Here is a 21863-nt window from a genome sequence, read left to right on the forward strand (position 1 = left end):
GCGGTGCTGTGGCCTTATGCGGTATTAGCAGTCATTTCTAACTGTTATCCCCCTGTGTGAGGCAGGTTACCCACGCGTTACTCACCCGTCCGCCGCTCAGTCAAATCACCCGTCATTCCGAAGAAATCCAGGTAAAGTGCTTCGCTCGACTTGCATGTGTTAGGCACGCCGCCAGCGTTCATCCTGAGCCAGGATCAAACTCTCGTTAAAAGTGTTTGCTCGGTTCAAGAATCACTACTAGCAATTCTATCCCTTTACTGTTGTTGGCATTGAACACTTGATGAGGTCTTTCACGAATCTAGTGTGAAAGCCGTTCGGCAGAGCCGAACCTCATTGTCCAATGACGTTCTTAGAAATTTTCTCTTCAAAGAAATTTTCAAGGGTTGTTGTCTATTGTTCAGTTATCAAGGTTCCTGTCGTTCTTTTTTTGCGACAGCTTTGATATTCTATCAAATCTGTTTGACTTTGTCAAGAACTTTTTTCTTTTCTGTCTCATCTGCGGTTTCTCCCGCTTTTCGACAGCCTGTATAGGTTATCACATCCGCGCGGCGTTGTCAACAGTTTTTTATCTGTCTTTTTCAGCGCCTCCGTTCCCTTAACTTCCGCCCTCCTGCCCCCGGCTGTTCCGCCTCCGCGTCTCCGGCTGGCATGATTTTCTGCGGCTTTTTAAGTTCCCGTCATCAGCGACAGGTGCTATCTTATCACTCCTGGAAGCAATTGTCAATGTTTTTTCTATTTTTTATTTATTTCAGACAATTCACACAATTCACGCAATTCTGACACCACAGAATTCTCTATTTCAGGGAACCATATAACCGGCTCCGGCTGCCGAGTGTGTTTTCCAATATGCTTTTCCATCCAGACCATGTCATACCATCTGCCAAATTTATAGCCGCACTTCTGAAATTTTCCTACAAAATGATATCCGCTGCGTTCATGAAAATGTACACTGTCCTGTGTAAGATATGTGTCTTCATTCTCTGTATAGGCAATGCAGGCATTCAGATTCAAAATGTGCTGTGCAGAGAGGATCTGTTCAAGCGTACCGTACAGACGCTTTCCAATTCCCGTTCTCTTCATACCCTCTTTTACGTAGATGGATGTCTCAACTGACCAGGTATAGGCGGCACGTTCTTTAAAAGTGCCCGCATATGCATAGCCGGCGATCCTTCCTTTCTGCTCTGCCACTATCCACGGATACTTCTTTAATACCGTTTCTATTCTTTTCCGGAATTCATCTGTATCCGGTGTTTCATATTCAAACGTAACCGCCGTCTTTTCCACATAAGGGGCATATATCTCCCTCACAGCTTCCGCATCTTCAGGCGAAGCTGTCCTTATCCGGATATCGCAGCCTCCCGTTCTGTCCTTTTCCGGAATCATCTGCCTGGACCTCCCAACAGTTTTTCCTTCCTTTCCTGTACCGCTTTCCACTGCATTTCGCTTAAATATTTCGGAACCGGCAGCCGGTCCAGTGCCCGAAGGTCAAGCTTCAGTTCGTTCTGCGCCATACACGCAGCCTCATAAAGTGTCTGGACTTCTTTCGTCGTCTGCGACATTATATTTTCGTAGTTTACAAATGCATGGTCATGGTCGAACAGCGGACAGAATCCAGTCAGCTTTCCGGTGGCATTCTCCATCAGGAATCCCCAGTTCTGGTCATGCCGGTCGTTATTATTTAAAATATAGTCCGCGATCTGCATTTTCAGATAAGAGACGGGATCCATTTTTTCTGCTTCCTCATACGGATCCAGTCCGTAGCTGCTGCAGAAAGTCCGGAACTCTTCAAATGTAACGAGAGAAATGTCTTCTGAGGTAAAAAGCTCCGAATTGACAACCGCTTCCCCCACACTTCCGATCCATTCTTTCCGTTCTTCTGTCAGGTAGGAGGAGATCTCCTCCAGCTCGGAAACACGGTAATGGATGTGGGGGATCCCCAGAGCTTCCAGTATCTGGTCCGCAGGTATCTCATATTTTCCGACTTTATGGAGAAAAAGCCGTCCTTCCTTCCGTATCCATCCTTTTGCGCTTGCTCCAAGCGTAGTCAGCTCCGGCGTGTGAATCTTATGTGATTCCTCTGCAGCTGCCGAATAGTGGACATTTCTTCCGGACAGGGAGACTTCCGTCACAAAAAGAGTCAGCGGATTCCGGAACAAACTGACCTCTTCCCATGTTTTGTTGTCATCTTCCTGCCTGATCCAGTATGCATCCTCAAGACTGAGTCCACGGCATGCCCTGCACACAGCAAAACGGTTTGACTGCGGCAGGCGCAGTGTATTTAGAATCTCTTTTGCATAGCTTCGCCCGATTGAAAGTGTGCGGTTAGAAGCCCATTCAATGAAATCAATAAACGTCACTTTTTCTTTTCGCAGCGCAAACGGCAGGCGGTCAAAATCCAGGATTTCACATATACCGTTTTCCTCTACGTTTAAAACAGGTCTGTCTTTTAATAATAGCTGCATAGTAAATCTTTCCTTTATCGTAATATATATAATTGAACCTGCATGGAACTCCTTTTTATGTACTGTTTTCCACATCGCACAGACTGAATGGCAAGCCACCTGCGATGAGGGGCAAAGCGAACGAAAAGCCATGCGGAAAGTACTGGCTTTTTCATTATATCACAGCCGGAGAAAAAGCGGCAGTTCTTACACAAAAATGCGCAAAAAACCCCCGGGATGTTACCCCCGGAGGCTGCTTTTCTTCTGTATATTTTCTGTATATCTTCTATACACCAGGTTCTGCCTGTTGTAAAACTTATTTTCTCCCAAAATCAAATCCGCACTCCTCCAGAAACGCTCTTGCCATCAGCGTTGCACCGATCTGGTTTGGATGTACCCTGTCCCAGGCAATGCTCGCAGAATGTCTCACCTGGCAGTAGTCCTCATACATTTTCTGAAAGTTGACGAACCGGCAGCCGTATTCTTCCGCCAGTCTGCGGCATATTTCGACATATTCGTCCATCCTGGCGCGCATCGGATCTGCCCGGTTGGGCTCAATATAATAAGGAGACAGCAGAAATATTCCTTTCACACTGTCCTTTACTGCCAGAATCATCCTGCGGATATTCTCCTCGTATTCCTCCGGAAATACCAGATGTTCCTTTAAGAAAGGACAGTCGAACTGTCTCCAGACATCATTAATTCCAATGCAGATGGAAACCCAGTCCGGATTCAGATCGACCACATCTCTCTGATATCTTGCAAGAAGATCCCTGCTGCTGTTTCCTGCCGTACCTGAATTGGTTATCCGGATTGCCCGCTCCGGGTAGAACGCAGCCAGCAGATTCTCGATGACACGGACGTACCCATGTCCCAGACTGTCGAAGAGTCCTTCTCCGACCGGCTGTTCACTTCCCATATCCGTCACAGAATCTCCGGCGAATACAATGCGGTCCATATGTTCAAAAATCATATTACTGCTTTCCTCCTTCCGCCTTTTCCGGCTCTAATACGATCATCTGATGGTTTTCCAGGTGGGGGACGCAGAAGCGTACTTTTTCCCCTTTCTGTTCAAATTCCAGTTTCCGGTGCTGCGGCTCCATGATTACATCCGCCACTTTCATTTCTGTCTTTACTTCTGCCTGGATGTCACTGACTGGCAGGATATCTTCGATCACTTCTACCCCATTTCCCCGTCTAACCGGCGAAGCGTAGAGCAGATGCAGGATCAGCCGCTCATTCTGCCGGGTCAGTGTGACAATTCCCTGGGCAGGCAGTGTTGTCGCGACACTTTTTTTCTCCCCCAGAAGTTCATCCAGCACATGGCAGATGAGCTTTTTACAGATCAGGCTTCCGTCTTCACCATAATTTCTGAAAATATCCCAGCAGATATATGCTCCCTTTTGCGAGACTGCGATTCCCGGTCCCGCATCCTTCCCGTCTCCCGGTGCATGCGCATGGGACGTGAAATGTTCTACTGTCCGGTTAAAATACGGATGTTCTACCGATGCAGTCTTCCGTGCAGAGATACATTCAAATTTCTGTGCAGTGCCGTGCATGAGAAAAGAAGTTTTCCCGAAAGGCGGCACGTCGAACTCCGTTCGTGCATAAGTCGGGGAATATCTGTGTTCTCCAAGATAGCGGATTCCAAGATCCAGTGCAAAGCCCTCCTTCTCATCCTGCCACAGCCCCGACCTCCCACTCAGAAGCACTTTTCCTCCATGATCCAGGAACCTGTCAAACTTTTCCTTCAGCTTTTTATCCAACTGTACCTTATCGGGCAGGATAATCACCTTATACTTTTCAAACTCCGCCTGGTCATCGATGGCATCAAAAAGATACCCGCCTTCCAGAAGGATTCTGGTGCACCCTGCATCCGATGCGCCGACCCCCGTACTCTGTCCGGTGCCAAACCCTTTATCCCGGTAATAATTCTGTGCCGACTCGACCGTAAAGACTGCTATGTCAGTGAGATTGCATGCACCTATCAGCCAGGGCTCCTTTTCTTCCAGTTCCCGGTATGCCTCACCGATCAGTTCATAGGTTGTCAGATCCATCCGTCCTCCCGGATGCAGCTGGTCTCCTACCGAACAGCCTGCTCCACTTGCCACCGAAAGTGCCGTTTCATACCGGAGCGCATTGGGATGTTTAAATCCCCCGAACTCCCCCCAGGATCTGTGAAATTTCCCTGTCATCCCGATTACATCCATTCCCAGCGTTCTCGCATAGGCTGCGGAAAGCGGAAAATGATCATAGCCCCATCCCCCTGTGGGAAGACTTTCAAGCTCCAGATGTGAGTTAAAGTATGCCAGATCGCGGCGTCCCCGCCTGGCATGACCACTGTTGTGAAAAACCGGGAGTCCCGGCTTCACCTGGTCAACTGTCTGGCGGACACGCCTGGCATATGAGGCATAAGTACGCTCTGCCAGGTCATAAACTGCCGCTTCATCATACGGATCTTTTCCCTCCTCCCGCAGAATCCTGACGCAGTTCTGACAGTAGCATGGGATCACGCCAACGATATCAAGAAAAATCCCATCCGCATCGTAGTTCTCGCATACCTCCCTGATCTGTGCCAGAAGATAATCAAGGTAGGGGGAATTGAAACACATTCTGTGATATCCCGGTTCTGAAAAATCCTTCGCCCATGTCGTGCTTTCATCCCGTCTGCGTATCAGCCATTCCGGGTGTCTCCGCGCCATTTTTTCATCGAGTCCGGCAGACAGATATACGGGAGTTTTTACCCCGATCTCATGTGCTGCACTGATCTGAGCACCAAGCAGGTCAAAATGAAGGTTCGGATGCATCTCATTTGTCTTTGACGGATGGTATGCCCATCCGTGATGACACTTTGAAAACAGAGTTATGGAATCCACATGCCCTTTTTTCAGCGCTTCCTGAAAATTTTCCTTCGTAAATCCGGCGCCGACATCCGGAATTTTCTCACTGGTATGAAAATCAAGATGAACCTGTCTGTATCTCATACATTATCCCTCCTCCTCAACGGACACGTCATCATTACTTAAGATCGTAATCCGGTACTTCTTTCCCCGGAATCTCCTCGTCACGACAGCCGGGAGCATCCCGCGCGCCAGGCACGGCTTTACCGTCAGCTTCTCCCACCCGGGGCGGATTCCCAGCATGTACTGTGTCACTGCCACATACATCCACGCCGCGGTCCCAGTCAGCCAGGATACGTTTGCCAGCCCGAAATTCCTGCTCTCCGGTCCGAAAATGTTGGAGGAATATACATACGGCTCCGCCCGGTAACGCTCTGCTCCCGCTTTTTTCTGCGCGATCACAGGCAGCAGCTGATGGTAATAGTGATATGCCCTCTCCGCTCTGCCAAGCATACATTCCGCGATAACTGCCCATGTGTTTGCATGGCAGAATACACTTCCGTTCTCCCCACACCCTTTATTATAATAAGTCAGCGGATCTTCTCTGGAAGGGTAATCCTCCATCGCAGGGAAGATCTTACGGATTCCGAGCTCTGTATCCAGATATTTCTTTACGCTGTCCATGGCACAGATCTGTTTTTCTCTGTCCCCAAGCCCGCTGATCACGGACCAGCTCTGTGTATTCAGCCATATCTTTGCCTGGGGTTCCTTTGCTGAACCGATCATCACGCCCTCGTCCGTGATGCACCGCCTGAACCACTCTCCGTCCCATCCGGCGGTATTGACCAGTCTGCGCTGCTCCTCGTAAAGTTTCCGGTACTCTCCGGCGGATTCTCCGAGAAGCTGCGCCATCTCTTCCATCATACGAAGCACCGTGCCGAACTGCATTCCCGTCCAGATACTTTCCCCCTTTCCTTTCCGGCATACCTTGTACAGCATATCATTCCAGTCAGAGCAGAGCATCAGAGGAAAGCCATGCTCTCCTATATGTTCCGCCGTAAAGTTGACCGCTCTGCGCAGATGCTCCCACACGGTCCCGTTCCCGCCGTCGTAGTACGGACGGGTCTCGCGGAGATATTCCAGGCTTCCTTCTTCCATTATGATATGGTACACATCCATGATCAGCCACAGATGGTTATCCGAATGAACCCGTGTCACCGGTTCCCATCCTTCCGTGGGGAAGAAATAATGGTTGCAGTGCCCGTCCTTATACTGCTGGGTGAACAGAAGATCCAGCTTACGCCTGGCACGTTTTGTATCCATAGGAACCATTGCCAGAATGTCCTGGGCGGTGTCTCTCACTCCCACTCCCCGGAATGTGCCGGTCGCATAATAGCTGATATTTCTTGAAAAACGGAAATTACGCTCCGCCTGGTAAGGATTCCATATATTAATCATCGTCCGGGCATCCTCATCCGGGATGCTGCACTGAAAAGCAGAAAGATATTCCTTCCAGTGCCTCTTCAGGCTCTCCATCGACCGTTCGGTAAATCCGGGCCTGCGGCACCGTCCCACCGTTTCCCCGATCTCCTTCTCATTCATTCCCGTACCGAAAAAAACATGGACCTTCTTTTCTTCCCCCGCCTTAAGTTCCAGATCGATCTGCAGCGCAAAGCACGGGTCTCCTCCATACAGAAGCGAACCGGCAAGTTCGCCCTTCTCAGTCCCTTTCGGATTCTCCTCGCTCCGGTAACTCCCTATAAAGCTGTCCCTGTCACAGTCAAAAGAAGATATGGGAACATCTGCCGCAAAAAACACAAGCGGCGTCTCTTCGGGCTTCGGCTGGTTTTCCACATGATAATGGTAGACCAGAACATCGTCCCGGCAGATACAGGTGAGCTGGTGCTTGTTATAGCACTGCCACTGAAGTTCCCGCATAAATTCCATCATTCCCAGTTCGACGTAGGGGAAAATCGTGATCTTCCTGTCGCACTCTGAGACAAATGTCAGATCCCAAATCATGGCATTTTCATATTTCCCCACCAGATAGACGGCTGAAACCTTAAGCCCGTCCCGTTCTGCTTCAACTCCCGTATACCCCATACCATGATAGCCCCGCCATTTTTCCGGTTTCGCCGGACATGGTTCACAGGTGGGGCACCATACCGTCTCCCCGTCACGGATATATGTATAGAATCCGCTCCGGTCCATCGGCAGATGAAAAAAGCGGTAGTGATTGATTCTCCAGATCTGGGGAGATCTGTAAAATGCGACTCCGCCTCCTGCCTGGGAAATCATGGCATGAAATGTCCCGTTGGAGAGATAATTCATCCACGGAGTCGGAGTCCTGTAATCATCAAAAGAAATTTCCCTCTTCTCATTGTCAAACCGATACATATCCTGCTCCTTTCACACAGCGTATCCACTCTTCAGCGAGAAGGGCGTTTCCTGCCAGCGTCAGATGCACTCCATCCGAAGACCAGTGACCTGCCGGCGCTCTCAGACATGCCTTTTCAAATAATTCCATGGACGGCACAAGAAGCGCGCCGTACTTTTCCGAAAGTTTTCTTATGATACCGCTCCTTTTGCGGATTCGTGAATACCATTCGTCCCAGTTTTCCATTATGTCTCTGCCGGACTCTGTTTCCTCCGGTTTTAAACGGAACAGGAAAGGCTCGCACAAGACGATCTCTGCCTCCGGCTTTTCTTTTCTCACTTCATAGAGCATTCTGTCATAGATAAAAGCAAATTTTTCCTCATCAGCTCCCCGGTTCATACGCATCTGAAATCCCACATCGTTTACGCCGCACAGGATGCTCAGGAGATCGAAGTCAACATTCAGCGTATCCTCAATCCATCTGGCATACAGATCCATAATCCTGTTTCCGTTTACTCCGTGATTCATAACGTGTATCTTTGGATTCCGGCAGGAAAGCCAGGCTGCCGCCAGATTAACATACCCGTTTCCCAGTCTCATCTGGGGATCATTTCCTTCTTTATCTCTGCGTGCATCTGTCAGGGAATCACCCTGAAATAATATTTTTTCCGCCCCGTATTCTCTCATTCTGTCTCTTCTCCGTCCTCTTTACAGATTCTTCCAATCTTATCTGCATCGATCAGCGGCACTCCCTCTTTCGGAGTTTTAAACCGCAGGTGTCCCAGGTCAAATCCTGCCTCATCTATCGTGTGGTACAGCTCGTTATCGCCGATGTGGCTGTACTCATACACAGACGGATGGATCATCCCCAGATGCAGCCGGCTGTTGATAATAACATTGTGCTCCACTACCGATCCTGCAGGATTCACAGGAAAATCCGGGTTATCCGGATCTGAGAAATCCGTTGTTATCCTGGCTAGTGACGGGTATTTTTCTTTCCAGACTCCCTCCCTGTAAGGAACTTCCTCCAGTTTTTTCCAATGCGGAGCATCGGGAGTGTCACAGGTTGCATGCGCCCATCCGCCGTAGACAAACCCTTCCCGGTTCCTGTCATCATAAAAGATCGGATCCACGCTCTCCCCGATAATAATATTCCCGGTAAACCGGTTGTCCCTTCCGCCTCCGATCAGAATTCCGCACTTTTTTACATTGATAAATACATTTCCATATGCGGTCTGTCCGGACAGACCGTCATCCCAGTAGATTCCATTAGGAGAAAATTCGTCAGAGCCGATATTTTCCAGCCGGTTATAGCGGATCACTGTCCCGTGTCCTGCCCAGTCATATCCGGAATAGACCGCTCCTGCATCGTCCGAGTGGAGTACCACGTCATGGATATCGTTATATTCGATCAGATGCTCGTTTCCTTTGTAATATACGGCAAGATGCGGGGAGCCGCATATCTCATTATGGGCACAGATATTGCCCACGCCGGTCAGGCTTACCCCTGCCTGATACGTCTGGTATACTTCCGAGAATTCATGTATCCGGTTGTTCTGCACAATATTTTCTCCGTGTGTCAGCGTCCTGCGTTCCCCTCCGTCCACATAGATTCCCCCGCATCCTGTATGTGCGATATCACAGTTCTCCACAATGTTTCTGTATCCGCTGACACTTATCCCGTGGACAGCCGCGTTGCGGACTGTAAGTTTTTCAAAATGGTTTCCGTTTCCTGCTGCCACGACAGCAGTATCGCGCACATCCGTAAGGTAAAATCCGGAAAAAGTCATGTCGTCCGCTCCCCTCACTTCAATCAGCGGTTTTTCCCGGAGAGAGATGTCAAAATACGTTCCCGCCTGTCCATGCGGATATACATACAAAAGCCCGTTTTCCCGGTCCAGATAATATTCCCCGGGCGAGTCCAGTTCATCCAGAACATTGTAAAAATAATACTGTGCTCCTGCCTGTGCCCCGTATCTGCTCACAAACTTTGGCTGTACAGCCCGGGTCTCAGGATAAAACCTGACCGGTGTTGATGAATCTGCCCAGTCCCAGTAAAAATATCCGAACATCCATGCCGTCTCTGGATGTTTCCATTTTTTTACTCTTTCATTCGTCTCCCTGTCTATGATATACATCCCCGGTCTGTGATTCCGGCGCGATGCCCAGGTCGTCCAGTAATTCTGGGGCGGGAATTCTGCGGCATCTCCCACATCTGCGACAGCCTCAAGACGGAGATATCCCTCGTCGGGATACCTCGCCAGGGTCATTCTCCTGCCGTTTTCGAATATCTCAAGATTACACCCCTGGGATACCCCGTCATACCGTCCGCCCATACTGTACTCTCCGATCTCATAGAGCTCCCGGTATGCATCCGGAGAGATGCCGCGCTTTTTCAGATCGATCATCCTTACGTGCCCGGCAGCCTCAGGCGCAAGACACGCCCTGATCTCTTCCGGGATATCCTCTGTTTCATCCCACATGAAACGTTCTCCCCCGGTCAGCACCGCTTTTTCTCCTGTAAGGTAAGTATCCCCGCTGTCCTTTTCTGTAAAAAGCAGCGCCTCGCCGTAAGTCCCGCTTCCCACCTCCACAACCGTCGGTCCCGGAGCACGTCTTGCCGCCTTCTGCGCGGCAGTAATCGTGCGGAAGGGAAGAGCCTTTGTTCCCGGATTTTTATCGTCGCCTGTCGTATTTACATAAAACTTATATTGTGTCATATCTTTCTCCTTTTTTCATTATCCTGCAGTTTCCGTACATATGAGCCGTCGTCAGGGGCGAGACAGAATGAAACAGTGTGTACGGATATCTGAGTTTCTCCACTTCCGGAAGACGTGCTTCGATCTCCATCCAGAAATGCCTGTCCTTTCCGGACAGCCCCAGTTCTTCCAGAGGAATAAGCAGTCTTTCGTTTTCTCCGCCCTTTATTGTAAATGTATGGATCTCTCCTACTTTCGGTTCGTTTTTGAACACCAGTGTGATTTCCAGGGGACAGCGCAGCTGCGGAGCCGTCTCGAGGCCATGGTTTCCTTCGATAACCGCCGGCACCTGACCGAAATCCGTCTCTTCTACGGAAAAGACCACCTCCTCCGGCTGCCGTCTTACAGGAGCCGCCGTATACAGCACAAACGTGCAGTCTTTCCTAAGAAGCAGCGGGCTTTCCAAAACGAGGCTTTCTTCTTCCACCCACGCCCTGACCCCGCCCAGCTTCTGTCCGCAGTAATTGACAAATTCCAGTGGACGGGATACTCCTGTATCCGCCAGATACCAGTCAAGCTCCAGGAATTTCCACACGTACTGGATCTCCGGGTCATCGGACTGAAGTGCCGCCACATATTTCCCCGGTTGTAGAACAACAGAGTATTCAAGCCTTACTTCTCCCTCTGACGGAAGGTACACTTTCTGCCGGGTTCTCCGGTATGCTCCGGCATGCTCCGGAGAAATTTTCAGCCAGACTTCTTTTTCCCGTTCGTCCCCCGCATGATTCGTCAGAAGCACTTCCAGAATTCCCTCATAAAATCCATCCTCACGGAGCTGAAAAGGCTCTTTTACTGTAAGTTCTGTTCCCACCGGTTCCAACGAGGGAATCCCCGGCGCAGGGGACACCCGGATATCCTGTACATAATCCTGGCATTTAAGCCCCAGTGCACCGGTATCTCCCGGTGTTTTTCCGCACAGTGAGATATTTTCAAAACTTACGCCGCATATATCATGTTCCGGGCTGTATCCCTGCAGACGTGATTCGCTCAGCAGCAGCTCAATTCCTGGTTTTCCCCTCAGGCAGATATCTTTAAAACGGATATTCCGGATGCATCCCATCTTTTTATCCCGGTTCCAGAAGGATGGCGTGATCCGGATATCAAAGAGCTGTGCGCCGGGCGCGTCCTCGATCCGGATATTCTCAAATGTGATATCGGATACAACCGCCCTGTCCCCGTGATGGATCCCCATCAGAGGATAACCGGTAGACGAATGGATAATATCGATATCCTCAAACCGTACGCGGTGTACCTGGTCAGCCCGAAGCTCTACTCCGACTTCCATGGGTCTTGCGAAATCATTCCAGAGAATACAGCGGCGGAACAAGACGTCTTCCACATCTCCGGTATCAAGCGCTTTTACAACAAGGGAATCATCCCATACCCTGGTGAAAACATTCTGCACCAGTACCCGCTTTGACCCACATACATCCACTCCGTCCGAATTTCCCCTGCATCCGAAGATTTTCACATTGTCGACAGTCACATCCTCGCATCCGCAGATCCGCAGACTCCAGTCGTTGCTGTCCATGATCGTAATATCGCGTATGAGCACATCACAGCACCCTGTCACATCTATACACCGGGCATACAGCGGGCGGGTTTCAACCGGGTACTCCTCCATGCTGATCACTCCATATCCGCATATCTTCACATGGCTGCAGTCCCTGACCGAAAATTTCCCGTGGATATACGCGCCCTCTTCCAGATATACTGTCGTATTGTCCCTGTCGACTGTCACGATATCCGCCCGGTGGACTCCCGGGGGAAAGAACACCAGATGTTCGTCCGTCACCGGTCTTTCGTCCGTCTTTTTTTCTGCCAGGATCAGAAGATTATCTTCTGCCGTACCGTTGATCTCAAGAGAACATTTCAGCGGACGGTCGAGCCGAAGCAGCATCTCTTTGTTTTCGTATTCTACTGTAAGCCCGAGACTCATCGGACGGACAACGGCGCTTTGTACTTTCTTTTCCGAGCGGATCCGCAGACAGACCGGAAATTCAGGGAAACACTGGACATATTCCATAAGCTGTGTCCTGTGGTACGGGCAGGGATATACCCGTGCTGTCTTTACAGGAAGCTCTTTCCCGTTTTCTGTAACAACATAATTCATCTTTTCTCCTTTCACAGAGTCCCATGTTCAGAAAAACAGGAGGGGCATGTGCCTTCTCCTGTTTTTCCGCACTTTCCATGAACCGGTTCTTCCCGGCACTGTATATTTCTCTTACTTATTGCTGATCCAGGATGTGATATTATTTTCTTCCAGATACTGGTCAAGCTGTTTCTGAAGTTCTTCTATCAGGCGGTCCACACCGGCTGCTTTTCGTTCCTCAATCCAGGAATTCAGCGTATTCTCCCAGTCGTCGCCTGTGTATCCTCTGTCAATCATGCTCTCATATTCTCCGTCAATCGCCTTCAGGGATGCGATTACATCCTCCACGCTTGATGTATCCAGTGTAAAGTTTGCAACAGAACAGATGTAGGCGTCTTTTTCTTCTTCTTCCAGTTCTTCATAATATCCTGGCACATCTTCCTGGGTTACAAGGGCATTCTTGCATGTTCCGATCGTCCATTTCCACAGTCCGTAATCGGAATCTGTCGTTCCCTCGTCGCCATATGGCGTTGTGATCGTGCCGTCTCCGTTATCCGTATAGTGCTCGCCTTCCACGCCATAGATCAGAAGTTGGTAGAGATCCGGCTGTGTATAGATTGCATTGAGTACCATCATCGCCCGTTCCGGCGCATCTGCGCAGTATGGAATTGCCATGGCTGTCGCATCACCGCGGCTCAAATAACCTTTTTCCTCGATCGGGATCAGGGAAATGTCCACGCCGCATTCCGAGGTATAAAGTTCTGCCTGACGGGGAGACAGATTATTGTGAAGATCGATCACTGTTGTGTTCGGTGTAAATTCACCGTTCGTTACAAACTGCAGCGCATCCTTTTCCAGAGAGGCAATGTCTGAACGGATATAGCCTTTCTTGTAAAACTCCGCCATATTTTCCGCATAAACCCGGAAATGTTCGCTCTGGATGGAATCGATTACTTTAAATGTATCGTCATTGTGCTCTACTCCGATGTTAAACATCTGGAGGCTGCTCTCTGAAGAAAAACGGTGCGGATACAGCCAGTCTCCCAGAGCCGTCGTGCTCATGCCGCCGTAAAGCAGCCCGTTCTCCTTGAGCGTTCCAAGATAGATATCCAACTGGTCAAATACCGCCTGGAAATCTTCCGGTCCCGAATAGTGGTTCCACCACTTGTCCACAACCGCTCTCGTATCCTCAAGCCAGGTTTCTCCTGCAAGCTGCGCAAATTCCGTGGGTACTTTAAAAGCACGCGCATTTGCATAAAGTCCCTGCCAGCTGATCAGATGATACAGCTTATCGTCTTTCGGATAACGGTGCATATCGATCACATCTTCGGTCAGCGTGTCGATGATGCCCTGTCCGTATTCATCCAGAAGATCGTCAAGTTCCATGAAGTTTCCGTCTTCGATCATCTCATTGATACCTGTCACCCAGTTTGCAACCCATGTCAGGTCCACCGCTTCCCCGGAAGCAAGCATCTGATTATACTTTTCTTTGTATTCCGCAGTGGGTATTACGGTAAATTCTACCGTTGTGTTCGGCACATATTCCTGAAGCATCTCGTTGAATTTTTCCCACACCTCGTCCGAATCTTTCTGTTTTCCCGGTCCGGTCAGCCACAGCTGTATCGTCTCCTGCTCCAGCTCGGATCCCCCTTTGCCGCCGCTTTCTTTCTCTGTGCCTCCACTCCCTGCTCCGCATCCGCCCAGGCAGATAGACGCAGCCAGGAGCGCTGCCAGTGTCATGCTCATTCTCTTTCTTTTCATTGCAAAATCCTCCTTTTTTCCTTTATTAAATCCCCGGATATTCCAGGGTTTAATCCTGTCTTTCGCTTTTATTCCTTTACTGCACCGATGGTCAGCCCCGTTGAAAAATATTTCTGGAAGAACGGGAAGATCAGAAGCATCGGACCCGCTGCGATCACGCACATCGCATAGCGGAGCGTTTCGCTTGGGATATCCGCCGCACTCATCGTGATGCTGCCCATCATCCCGCGGGAAAGATTCTTCAGGAACTCGACCTCCTCCATCATTCTCTGAAGCAGATACTGCAGTGTATAGAGATTCTCATCCCGGATATAGATCATGGATGTTGTATAATCGTTCCATTTTGCGACCAGTGTCATAAATCCAACTGATGCAAAGACCGGTTTCGAAAGCGGTACGATGATCCTCGCAAAGATCCTCAGTTCGCTGGCGCCGTCCAGATGAGCCGATTCGAAAAGGGATTCCGGCAGGCTTTTAAAAAATGTCCGGAATACCATGGTATAGTATGCTCCTCCTGTCATTCCCGGCAGAATATAGATCAGAAAATTATCGCTTAACCCGTAATATTTAGCGTAGATTATGTAGGTCGGGATCATGCCTGCCGAAAAGAGCATTGTAAAAAATATAATCACCGTGATCGGCATTCTGAACCTGAACTGTCTGCGCGAGAGCGCATATGCCGCCATGCCCGCCACAATACAGCTGAGCAGTGTTCCCAGTCCCGACTGGATGATCGTGACCGCGTAGGCCCGGATCAGTCTCGCTCCGTTTCGAAAAGCAGATGCATATGCAGCCGTTGTAAATCCGTGCGGAAGGATACTCAGACCGTTTCCTGCCGTCAGCCACTCCTCACTCGTGAACGATGCCGAGATGACGACCACAAGGGGGATCACAAAGCATGCGCTCAGAAGGATAAAAAACAGATGTAAGAACACCGGAAAAAGTTTTGTCTTCTTTTGCATTTCAGCACCCCCTCAGAACAGTGAATTGTCCGGCGACACTTTTTTCACGATAAGATTTGACGCTCCTACCAGTATCACACCGATCAGAGACTGCAGCAGACCTACCGTTGCGCCCATCGCATAGTTTCCGGTTGATAATGCACGATACACGTATGTGTTCAGAATATCTGTCGTATCGTACAAGATACTCGTATTTCTCGGAATTACATAGAACAGATCGAAATTTCCGTTGATCAGGCTTCCTGCTCCCATTATCGTAAAAATGCATACCAGCGGGATCAGATGCGGGATAGAAATGTATCGCATCTTCTGCCATCTGCCTGCACCGTCAAGTTCCGCCGCCTCATACAGGGTACTGTCAACTCCCATCAGTGAGGCGAAGTACATCATGGAACCCATTCCCACGCCTTTCCAGAGGTTTACCAGCGTCAGAATCAGCGGCCAGAAGCCTGCTTCCATATAAACGTCTATCCTCTCCATGCCGACTGATGTCAGGACCTCATTCATAAGGCCCGTCCGGGGTCCCAGCAGGGCATACACCACATATCCTACGATTACCATGGACATAAAATTCGGAAATGTTATGATCGTCTGATATGTTTTCAGCGCGCGTCTGTTTCTGATCTCAAACAAAAGCAGCGCGATTCCCACATTCACAACAGTACCGATGATCATAAACCAGATCCCGTATAAAACCGTGTTGCGCAGGATCCTTGCCATGGAAGTTGAGGTCAGGATCCACTTAAAATTATCCAGACCGCACCATTCACTTCCCAGTATCCCCAGACTGAACTTATAATCCTTGAACGGGATCATGACTGCGGCCCCCATCGGTATATAGTTAAATACGATATAGCCGATCAGTGCCGGAAGGCACAGGAGCAGCAGTTCCCAGCTTGCCTTGTCTTTCCAGATGCTTTTCCGCTTCGTCCGGAGTTTTTTCTTTTTCATTTTCTCTCATCTCCTTCTCCCTGTTTTCCTTTGCCTGCTAATACTATATCTTTTCCGTGCTCTCTCCTCAACCGGGACAGAGGACATGTAAGAAGACAAAGAGGACATGGCAGGACAGAAAGGACTGCACTGCCATATCTACGGAAGGATTTCCCAAAAAAGACACCCTCCCCGCAGGCAGGATGTCTTTCTTCCGGTATAACCGGCTCTTCATTATGCTGCTATATACTGTGGAACCGTACCGCTACACACAGGCCGCCCTCCTCGGCGCGGCTTACGGAAAGCCCGTACTTCTCTCCGAAAACAAGCTTCAGCCTCTGATTCACATTACGCATCCCGATATGCCTTCCTCCCTTGATGGAGGGATCATTCAGCTGTCGGCGAAGCTTTTCCAGTTCTTCTTCACTGATCCCTTCCCCGTTATCAATGACATAAAGGCAGGTATCCCCTCCCTTTTTTTCACCGCGCAGCCATATATTTCCGCCCCTGCGCTTCCGCGCGAACCCGTGCTGGACCGAATTTTCGATCAGCGGCTGCAGGGTAAGCTTTACGATCCTCTCCTCCCACAGGCTTTCCGGAAGCTCCTGATGCAGTGTGATCCGTCCGTGAAAACGGAACTCCACCAGTTTGACATAGAGTTTGACATGTTCCAGTTCTTCTTTGAGAGGCACAAGATAATTTTCATTGGACAGACTGATCCTCATCAGCTGTCCGAGCGTATAGATCATCTCCGTAACTTTGTTGTCCCCATTCATCAGAAGCGCCGCCGCGTTGGCGATCGCTTCCAGGGTATTAAACAGGAAATGAGGATTGATCTGTGTCTGCAGAGCACAGATCTGGGCATTGTGCAGGCTGATGATCCTCTCCTGTATCTGGGCGTTCAGTTCATCATTTTCTTTTTTGGCAGACAGGATGCTCCTCTGGATCGCCTCCATCTCATCCAACCGTTCCTTTTTGTCCCATTCCGTCAGCATCGAGACTTCGGATAAAACGCGGATCGTCTGCCTGACAGGGCGATACACCCACACTGCCAGGAAAAAAGCGAGGATCAGACATATCAGACCTGTCAGTGCCACGATCTGCAGCAGCCGGATATCTGCCAGACTGCTCTTTTCCTCGAATTCCTGCATCGGAGAGAGATAAAGATACCTGAGCATGTCTTCCTCATTCTTCAGCCCTGAGACCACATATCTGCTGTCCCAGATCGTACAGACATCCGAGAATCCTTCCTCCCAGTCTTCCTGGTCCCGCAGCCTGACAATCTCGTCCCAGTTTCCCTCACTGAGCAGACGGTATTCATCGCTGTAAACAAGGGTAGACATATCTTCGTCGAAGACAAAAAGTCTTGGGGAGTCATCCGTATTGCGGTATTTTCCCGTTCCGATATAATCTCCAAGCTTCTCCACATCCAGATTGATCACCACAAGTCCCCTGTTCACGTCCCCGGATACAGTGATCGGATAAGATATGGTCAGCAGGTACGGGTATCTGTTTTCCTTAATGCGCGCTGTCAGGATATTTCTCTGCGGCATGTCAGGAGAAAAGGAGAAAAGTGCTTCCTTATCCTGAAAATTTTCGTATCTGGTCATTCCCGTATTTGTGACCACTTCACCCGAATTGGCAAAGTAGATGTAGATCGAATCAATATAGTCATCCGCATTCTTCAGAACGGAGAGCATGGCCGTCAGACTGTCCAGATTAGCGATAGAATCCTGACTGACGGAATTTCTGGACGTCAGGTAACGAACGTTGCTGTTCGCCGACAGGCTGTAAGAAAGGTTCATGTTGGACATGATCACAGAGTGAACGCTGTTATATGCCTGGGTCAGTGACGACTCGTTCCTTTTGATCACCTCATCATAAATCTGTTCTCTCTGGATCCGTCCATACCATACGTTCAGCACCGTCGCCGGAAGGACCAGGCAGAGGAACAGAAGAAAAAAGTATTTTAAAAGAATACTGCTGAACCGGTAGTCTTTCAGATACTCGCACAGCTGACGGAAGATACGCCCCGTCTTCTCCATCCAGCCCTTCCGCATTTTCCGTTTCATTGCATGTTTCCCCGCTTTCCGCGCTGATATTCCCTCGGCGTGCATCCCACATGTTTCTTAAAAAGCTGCTGAAAATATTTGTCGTCCTGATAACCGACCTGGGCAGACACTTCCGCCGCATCTGTCTGTCCCTCATCGATCAGCCGCATGGCAGCCTCGATCCGGATCCTGATCAGGTAGTCCGTAAAGGTTTCATTCATCTCATTCCGAAACCTCCGGATAAAATGCCGGGGACTTAAGTGGACAAATTCCGCAACGTCCCGATAGGTAAAATTGTCTCCCAGATGGTTGTCTATATATCTGCATGCTCTGGATATACTGTCGTCCACTGCTGTCTTTTCCGCTGTCAGGAAATTTCCCGCCACCAGTTCATCATTCAGCCCGGTAAGCAGTTCAAAAAGCTGACTGTGCAGATCATCCGCTTCCGAAAGCTGCAGCGCATTCAGCTTCCGGACAAATTCATCTGCCAGGCCGGGTGCAACAGCGACAAGATTCGCCTGAAGTTCCTCCAGCAGTTTCTTTATCACCACTTCCCTGACTTCGCGGGGCACACTCTGCAGAAAAGGTTTCAGTCTTGCGTAGGACAACCACGTGGTATCTCCTTTTCCCATGACAGAACATGCCATGGCCTTCGTCAGCCCGAGCGCCTGTTCATACTCCTCCTCGCCGAAACTCATCAGCAGTTTTTCCTCATGTGCGGCTTCATCCAGTTCCTTCTTTATCCTGCCGAAGACAGATTTCAGCTTTTCGTAATCGATCGGTTTTAACAGATATTCATATACATTACAGCGAAGCGCCTCTCTGGCATACTCAAACTCCCGGTATCCGGAGAGCAGTACGATCTTCATCCATGGATATTTCTCCCGGATCCGGGCGGCCGCTTCCAGACCGGACACCTGATACATGCAGATATCGGTCAAAAGCGCATCGGCACGTTCTTTTTCCAGAAACTCCAGTACATCACTGCCGTCCTCCAGCATTGCCACTACTTCAAAGCCCATCTCAGCCCAGTTATTCCGATAGAACAGCCCCGCACGGATCAAAGGCTCATCATCTGCTATAATTAAACGATACATAATTTCTGTCCACCTTTCCAGTCAATGTTTAACTTAATACAGCTTCGCCCCGTCCATCCGAACCGGACTGTTTCCGGCTGAAAAATACACCTCCGAATCCCTCAGCCTGTTCTTTATTCAGAAATACGATTTTGATCTCACGCTCCACACGGCACTCATCATACCTGACAGTCTGTATATGGCGCTGTGAGAAATTATAGTTGAACGATACCTCCAGAGTCTGCCAGAGCATACCGTCAACATAAACATCCGCCCTGTTTTCTCCCGGTACATACGTGTAGTCGATCCCGAGCAGCCCCCGTTCCGACGTCCTCAGGAGAAAAGTCACAGGGTCTTTTCTTGTAAAGCCCTTCTCCTCATTTACCTCATATTTCACAAAATGCCGGAATTGATCCATGCATCTGCTTCCGGCATGCATAATACCGGTTTGTCCGCCGTCCTGCCGAACGAATCCGTCGATCATAGCTTTGAGCGTTTCATAATAGATCTGCTGACCGATATCATTCGGATGAACATCGTCTGTTGTAAGCTCACTCATACTCATGGAAGACTCCTGAAATGCCCGGATCATGTCTGCACAGGGAATCTTCCAGTCAGCACAGATCTTCCTGATCTCTTCTATCTTTTCAGTATAAGTCTGCTGGGAAGATTCCAGGATCGATATAACAGAGCACCCCGGATATCTCTGCAGCAGCGCATACAGGATCGTCTCATAAAACAGCGCAAATCTCTCCGGAGCATCATTCTGTCCGTAACAGACGACTGCGAGATCATATACCGTGTCATCGTCGAGAGCCATCACACTGACATAACCGGCATAAGAGGTATTTCCTCCGAGCGAGACATTTGTCAGTTTGATCTTTGCTTTGTACTGAGCTTCCAGATAGCCTTGCAGCATGGAAGCCCATGTCCTGTCCCCTGTGCTCGCGCCTGCGCCGCAGCCTATGGAATCCCCGACGATCAATATACTCAAATTCTCTCCTTTCGCCAGTTTACAGTAAAAATTTTCTGCTCCGCTATTTCCCGCATTCTCTTTCATGATACTTTCCTCCCATTTACTCAAATAGTCTTATAATGGAAGAAATATATCATCCAATTTCCGGAAATGCAACTGACTGAGAGGACATTTCAGGGGTACAGAGGAGACATGTTTTTCTTCGTTCCCTCTCAGTTATCCTTTGCTATTCCACCAGCTTCTCTATGCGCTTTTACCGCCGCTTCATACAGCGTCTCCATGGTCTCTGCAGTCTGCGACATCACATTCTCATGATTTACATATGATACATTCTCTTTGCGCAGTGCGAACGGGAGCAGATCAAAATTTGCTTTCCTTTCGCCGGATAATGCTGATCACGCTTATTGTACCACATCTGTCAGAAAAATTGTTCTCCAAAAATACGATCCAAATGAAGTCCATGTAATCAAAAAAACCTCCAGAACCATACTTCCGGAGGTTACTTTCCATATAATCATGTACCTTCAAAACTGCATACATCAGACCAAACATCCATCTGTTCCCTTCCTGGTCATGCCCTCGACCTATTAGTAACAGTCAGCTCCATGCCTTACGGCACTTCCACCTCTGCCCTATCTACCTCGTCGTCTTCAAGGGGTCTTACTGACTTGACGTCATGGGATATCTCATCTTGAGGGGGGCTTCACGCTTAGATGCCTTCAGCGTTTATCCCTTCCCGGCTTGGCTACCCTGCTATGGAATTGGTATCCCAACAGGTACACCAGCGGCCAGTCCATCCCGGTCCTCTCGTACTAAGGACAGCTCCTCTCAAATATCCTACGCCCGCGCCGGATAGGGACCGAACTGTCTCACGACGTTCTGAACCCAGCTCGCGTACCGCTTTAATGGGCGAACAGCCCAACCCTTGGGACCTACTCCAGCCCCAGGATGCGATGAGCCGACATCGAGGTGCCAAACCACTCCGTCGATGTGAACTCTTGGGAGTGATAAGCCTGTTATCCCCAGGGTAGCTTTTATCCGTTGAGCGATGGCAATCCCACTTTATACCACCGGATCACTAAGTCCTACTTTCGTACCTGCTCCACCCGTCGGTGTCGCAGTCAAGCTCCCTTCTGCCTTTGCACTCTCCGAATGGTTTCCGACCATTCTGAGGGAACCTTTGAGCGCCTCCGATACCCTTTCGGAGGCGACCGCCCCAGTCAAACTCCCCGCCTGACATTGTCCCCCAGCCGGTTCACGGCTGCTGGTTAGAAACCCAGTACTGCAAGGGTGGTATCCCAACAGCGGCTCCATGGCAACTGGCGTCACCATTTCTCAGCCTCCCACCTATCCTGTACATGCAATACCGAATCCCAGTATCAAGCTGGAGTAAAGCTCCATGGGGTCTTTCCGTCCTGGCGCAGGTAACCAGCATCTTCACTGGTATTTCAATTTCACCGGGTGCATTGTTGAGACAGTGCCCAAATCATTACGCCTTTCGTGCGGGTCGGAACTTACCCGACAAGGAATTTCGCTACCTTAGGACCGTTATAGTTACGGCCGCCGTTTACTGGGGCTTAAGTTCAAAGCTTCGCGTT

Annotated in this window: 14 protein-coding genes and 2 rRNA genes; all 16 read right to left on the reverse strand. The window is 49.6% G+C overall.

Annotated features, from left to right (window positions below; translation table 11 throughout):
• A 16S ribosomal RNA gene (locus B5F07_RS20985) occupies window positions 1-210 on the reverse strand; the annotation flags it as partial.
• Window positions 211-732: 522 nt separating this feature from the next.
• Entirely contained in the window at window positions 733-1383 is a 651-nt protein-coding gene (locus tag B5F07_RS20990) for a GNAT family N-acetyltransferase (protein WP_204248877.1), read from the reverse strand.
• Window positions 1380-2462, reverse strand: coding sequence for a hypothetical protein (locus B5F07_RS20995; RefSeq protein WP_087163151.1), 1083 nt, complete (start codon window positions 2460-2462; stop codon window positions 1380-1382). The genes B5F07_RS20990 and B5F07_RS20995 overlap by 4 nt, the downstream gene beginning before the upstream one ends.
• 295 nt (window positions 2463-2757) lie before the next feature.
• On the reverse strand, window positions 2758-3414 hold the full coding sequence (locus B5F07_RS21000; protein ID WP_087163152.1) for an SGNH/GDSL hydrolase family protein: 657 nt from the start codon (window positions 3412-3414) through the stop codon (window positions 2758-2760).
• Between the two features lies 1 nt (window position 3415).
• On the reverse strand, window positions 3416-5425 hold the full coding sequence (locus B5F07_RS21005) for a beta-galactosidase trimerization domain-containing protein (protein ID WP_087163153.1): 2010 nt from the start codon (window positions 5423-5425) through the stop codon (window positions 3416-3418).
• Window positions 5426-5428: 3 nt separating this feature from the next.
• Window positions 5429-7678, reverse strand: coding sequence for a GH36-type glycosyl hydrolase domain-containing protein (locus B5F07_RS21010; RefSeq protein ID WP_087163154.1), 2250 nt, complete (start codon window positions 7676-7678; stop codon window positions 5429-5431).
• Window positions 7665-8345: a GDSL-type esterase/lipase family protein gene (locus B5F07_RS21015; protein ID WP_087163155.1), complete on the reverse strand. Its 681-nt coding sequence runs from the start codon at window positions 8343-8345 to the stop codon at window positions 7665-7667. Before B5F07_RS21015 ends, B5F07_RS21010 begins: the two co-directional genes overlap by 14 nt.
• Window positions 8342-10378 (reverse strand): right-handed parallel beta-helix repeat-containing protein, encoded by a 2037-nt coding sequence (locus tag B5F07_RS21020; protein WP_087163156.1) that lies wholly within the window; start codon window positions 10376-10378, stop codon window positions 8342-8344. The genes B5F07_RS21015 and B5F07_RS21020 overlap by 4 nt, the downstream gene beginning before the upstream one ends.
• Window positions 10365-12530, reverse strand: coding sequence for a glycosyl hydrolase family 28 protein (locus B5F07_RS21025; RefSeq protein WP_087163157.1), 2166 nt, complete (start codon window positions 12528-12530; stop codon window positions 10365-10367). The genes B5F07_RS21020 and B5F07_RS21025 overlap by 14 nt, the downstream gene beginning before the upstream one ends.
• 111 nt (window positions 12531-12641) lie before the next feature.
• Complete coding sequence (locus B5F07_RS21030; RefSeq protein WP_087163158.1) at window positions 12642-14270, reverse strand: ABC transporter substrate-binding protein; 1629 nt, start codon at window positions 14268-14270, stop codon at window positions 12642-12644.
• Window positions 14271-14338: 68 nt separating this feature from the next.
• Window positions 14339-15232: a carbohydrate ABC transporter permease gene (locus B5F07_RS21035; protein WP_087163159.1), complete on the reverse strand. Its 894-nt coding sequence runs from the start codon at window positions 15230-15232 to the stop codon at window positions 14339-14341.
• 12 nt (window positions 15233-15244) lie between these two features.
• Entirely contained in the window at window positions 15245-16183 is a 939-nt protein-coding gene (locus B5F07_RS21040; RefSeq protein WP_087163160.1) for an ABC transporter permease, read from the reverse strand.
• 221 nt (window positions 16184-16404) lie between these two features.
• The gene (locus B5F07_RS21045) at window positions 16405-18234 is read right to left on the reverse strand and encodes a cache domain-containing sensor histidine kinase (protein WP_162613192.1); all 1830 of its coding nucleotides are present in this window, start codon (window positions 18232-18234) and stop codon (window positions 16405-16407) included.
• Window positions 18231-19310 (reverse strand): response regulator, encoded by a 1080-nt coding sequence (locus B5F07_RS21050; RefSeq protein ID WP_087163162.1) that lies wholly within the window; start codon window positions 19308-19310, stop codon window positions 18231-18233. Before B5F07_RS21050 ends, B5F07_RS21045 begins: the two co-directional genes overlap by 4 nt.
• A 28-nt stretch (window positions 19311-19338) precedes the next feature.
• Entirely contained in the window at window positions 19339-20349 is a 1011-nt protein-coding gene (locus B5F07_RS21055; RefSeq protein ID WP_087163163.1) for an SGNH/GDSL hydrolase family protein, read from the reverse strand.
• 483 nt (window positions 20350-20832) lie between these two features.
• Window positions 20833-21863 (reverse strand): 23S ribosomal RNA (locus tag B5F07_RS21065); the annotation flags it as partial.

Source organism: Lachnoclostridium sp. An169, from assembly GCF_002160525.1.
GTDB lineage: Bacteria > Bacillota > Clostridia > Lachnospirales > Lachnospiraceae > Mediterraneibacter > Mediterraneibacter cottocaccae.

Excerpts from the sequence above, each read along its gene's own strand:
- B5F07_RS20990 (WP_204248877.1), bottom strand. The coding sequence starts at position 1,383 with ATGATTCCGGAAAAGGACAGAACGGGAGGCTGCGATATCCGGATAAGG.
- B5F07_RS20995 (WP_087163151.1), bottom strand. The coding sequence starts at position 2,462 with ATGCAGCTATTATTAAAAGACAGACCTGTTTTAAACGTAGAGGAAAAC.
- B5F07_RS21000 (WP_087163152.1), bottom strand. The coding sequence starts at position 3,414 with ATGATTTTTGAACATATGGACCGCATTGTATTCGCCGGAGATTCTGTG.
- B5F07_RS21005 (WP_087163153.1), bottom strand. The coding sequence starts at position 5,425 with ATGAGATACAGACAGGTTCATCTTGATTTTCATACCAGTGAGAAAATT.
- B5F07_RS21010 (WP_087163154.1), bottom strand. The coding sequence starts at position 7,678 with ATGTATCGGTTTGACAATGAGAAGAGGGAAATTTCTTTTGATGATTAC.
- B5F07_RS21015 (WP_087163155.1), bottom strand. The coding sequence starts at position 8,345 with ATGAGAGAATACGGGGCGGAAAAAATATTATTTCAGGGTGATTCCCTG.
- B5F07_RS21020 (WP_087163156.1), bottom strand. The coding sequence starts at position 10,378 with ATGACACAATATAAGTTTTATGTAAATACGACAGGCGACGATAAAAAT.
- B5F07_RS21025 (WP_087163157.1), bottom strand. The coding sequence starts at position 12,530 with ATGAATTATGTTGTTACAGAAAACGGGAAAGAGCTTCCTGTAAAGACA.
- B5F07_RS21030 (WP_087163158.1), bottom strand. The coding sequence starts at position 14,270 with ATGAAAAGAAAGAGAATGAGCATGACACTGGCAGCGCTCCTGGCTGCG.
- B5F07_RS21035 (WP_087163159.1), bottom strand. The coding sequence starts at position 15,232 with ATGCAAAAGAAGACAAAACTTTTTCCGGTGTTCTTACATCTGTTTTTT.
- B5F07_RS21040 (WP_087163160.1), bottom strand. The coding sequence starts at position 16,183 with ATGAAAAAGAAAAAACTCCGGACGAAGCGGAAAAGCATCTGGAAAGAC.
- B5F07_RS21045 (WP_162613192.1), bottom strand. The coding sequence starts at position 18,234 with ATGAAACGGAAAATGCGGAAGGGCTGGATGGAGAAGACGGGGCGTATC.
- B5F07_RS21050 (WP_087163162.1), bottom strand. The coding sequence starts at position 19,310 with ATGTATCGTTTAATTATAGCAGATGATGAGCCTTTGATCCGTGCGGGG.
- B5F07_RS21055 (WP_087163163.1), bottom strand. The coding sequence starts at position 20,349 with ATGAAAGAGAATGCGGGAAATAGCGGAGCAGAAAATTTTTACTGTAAA.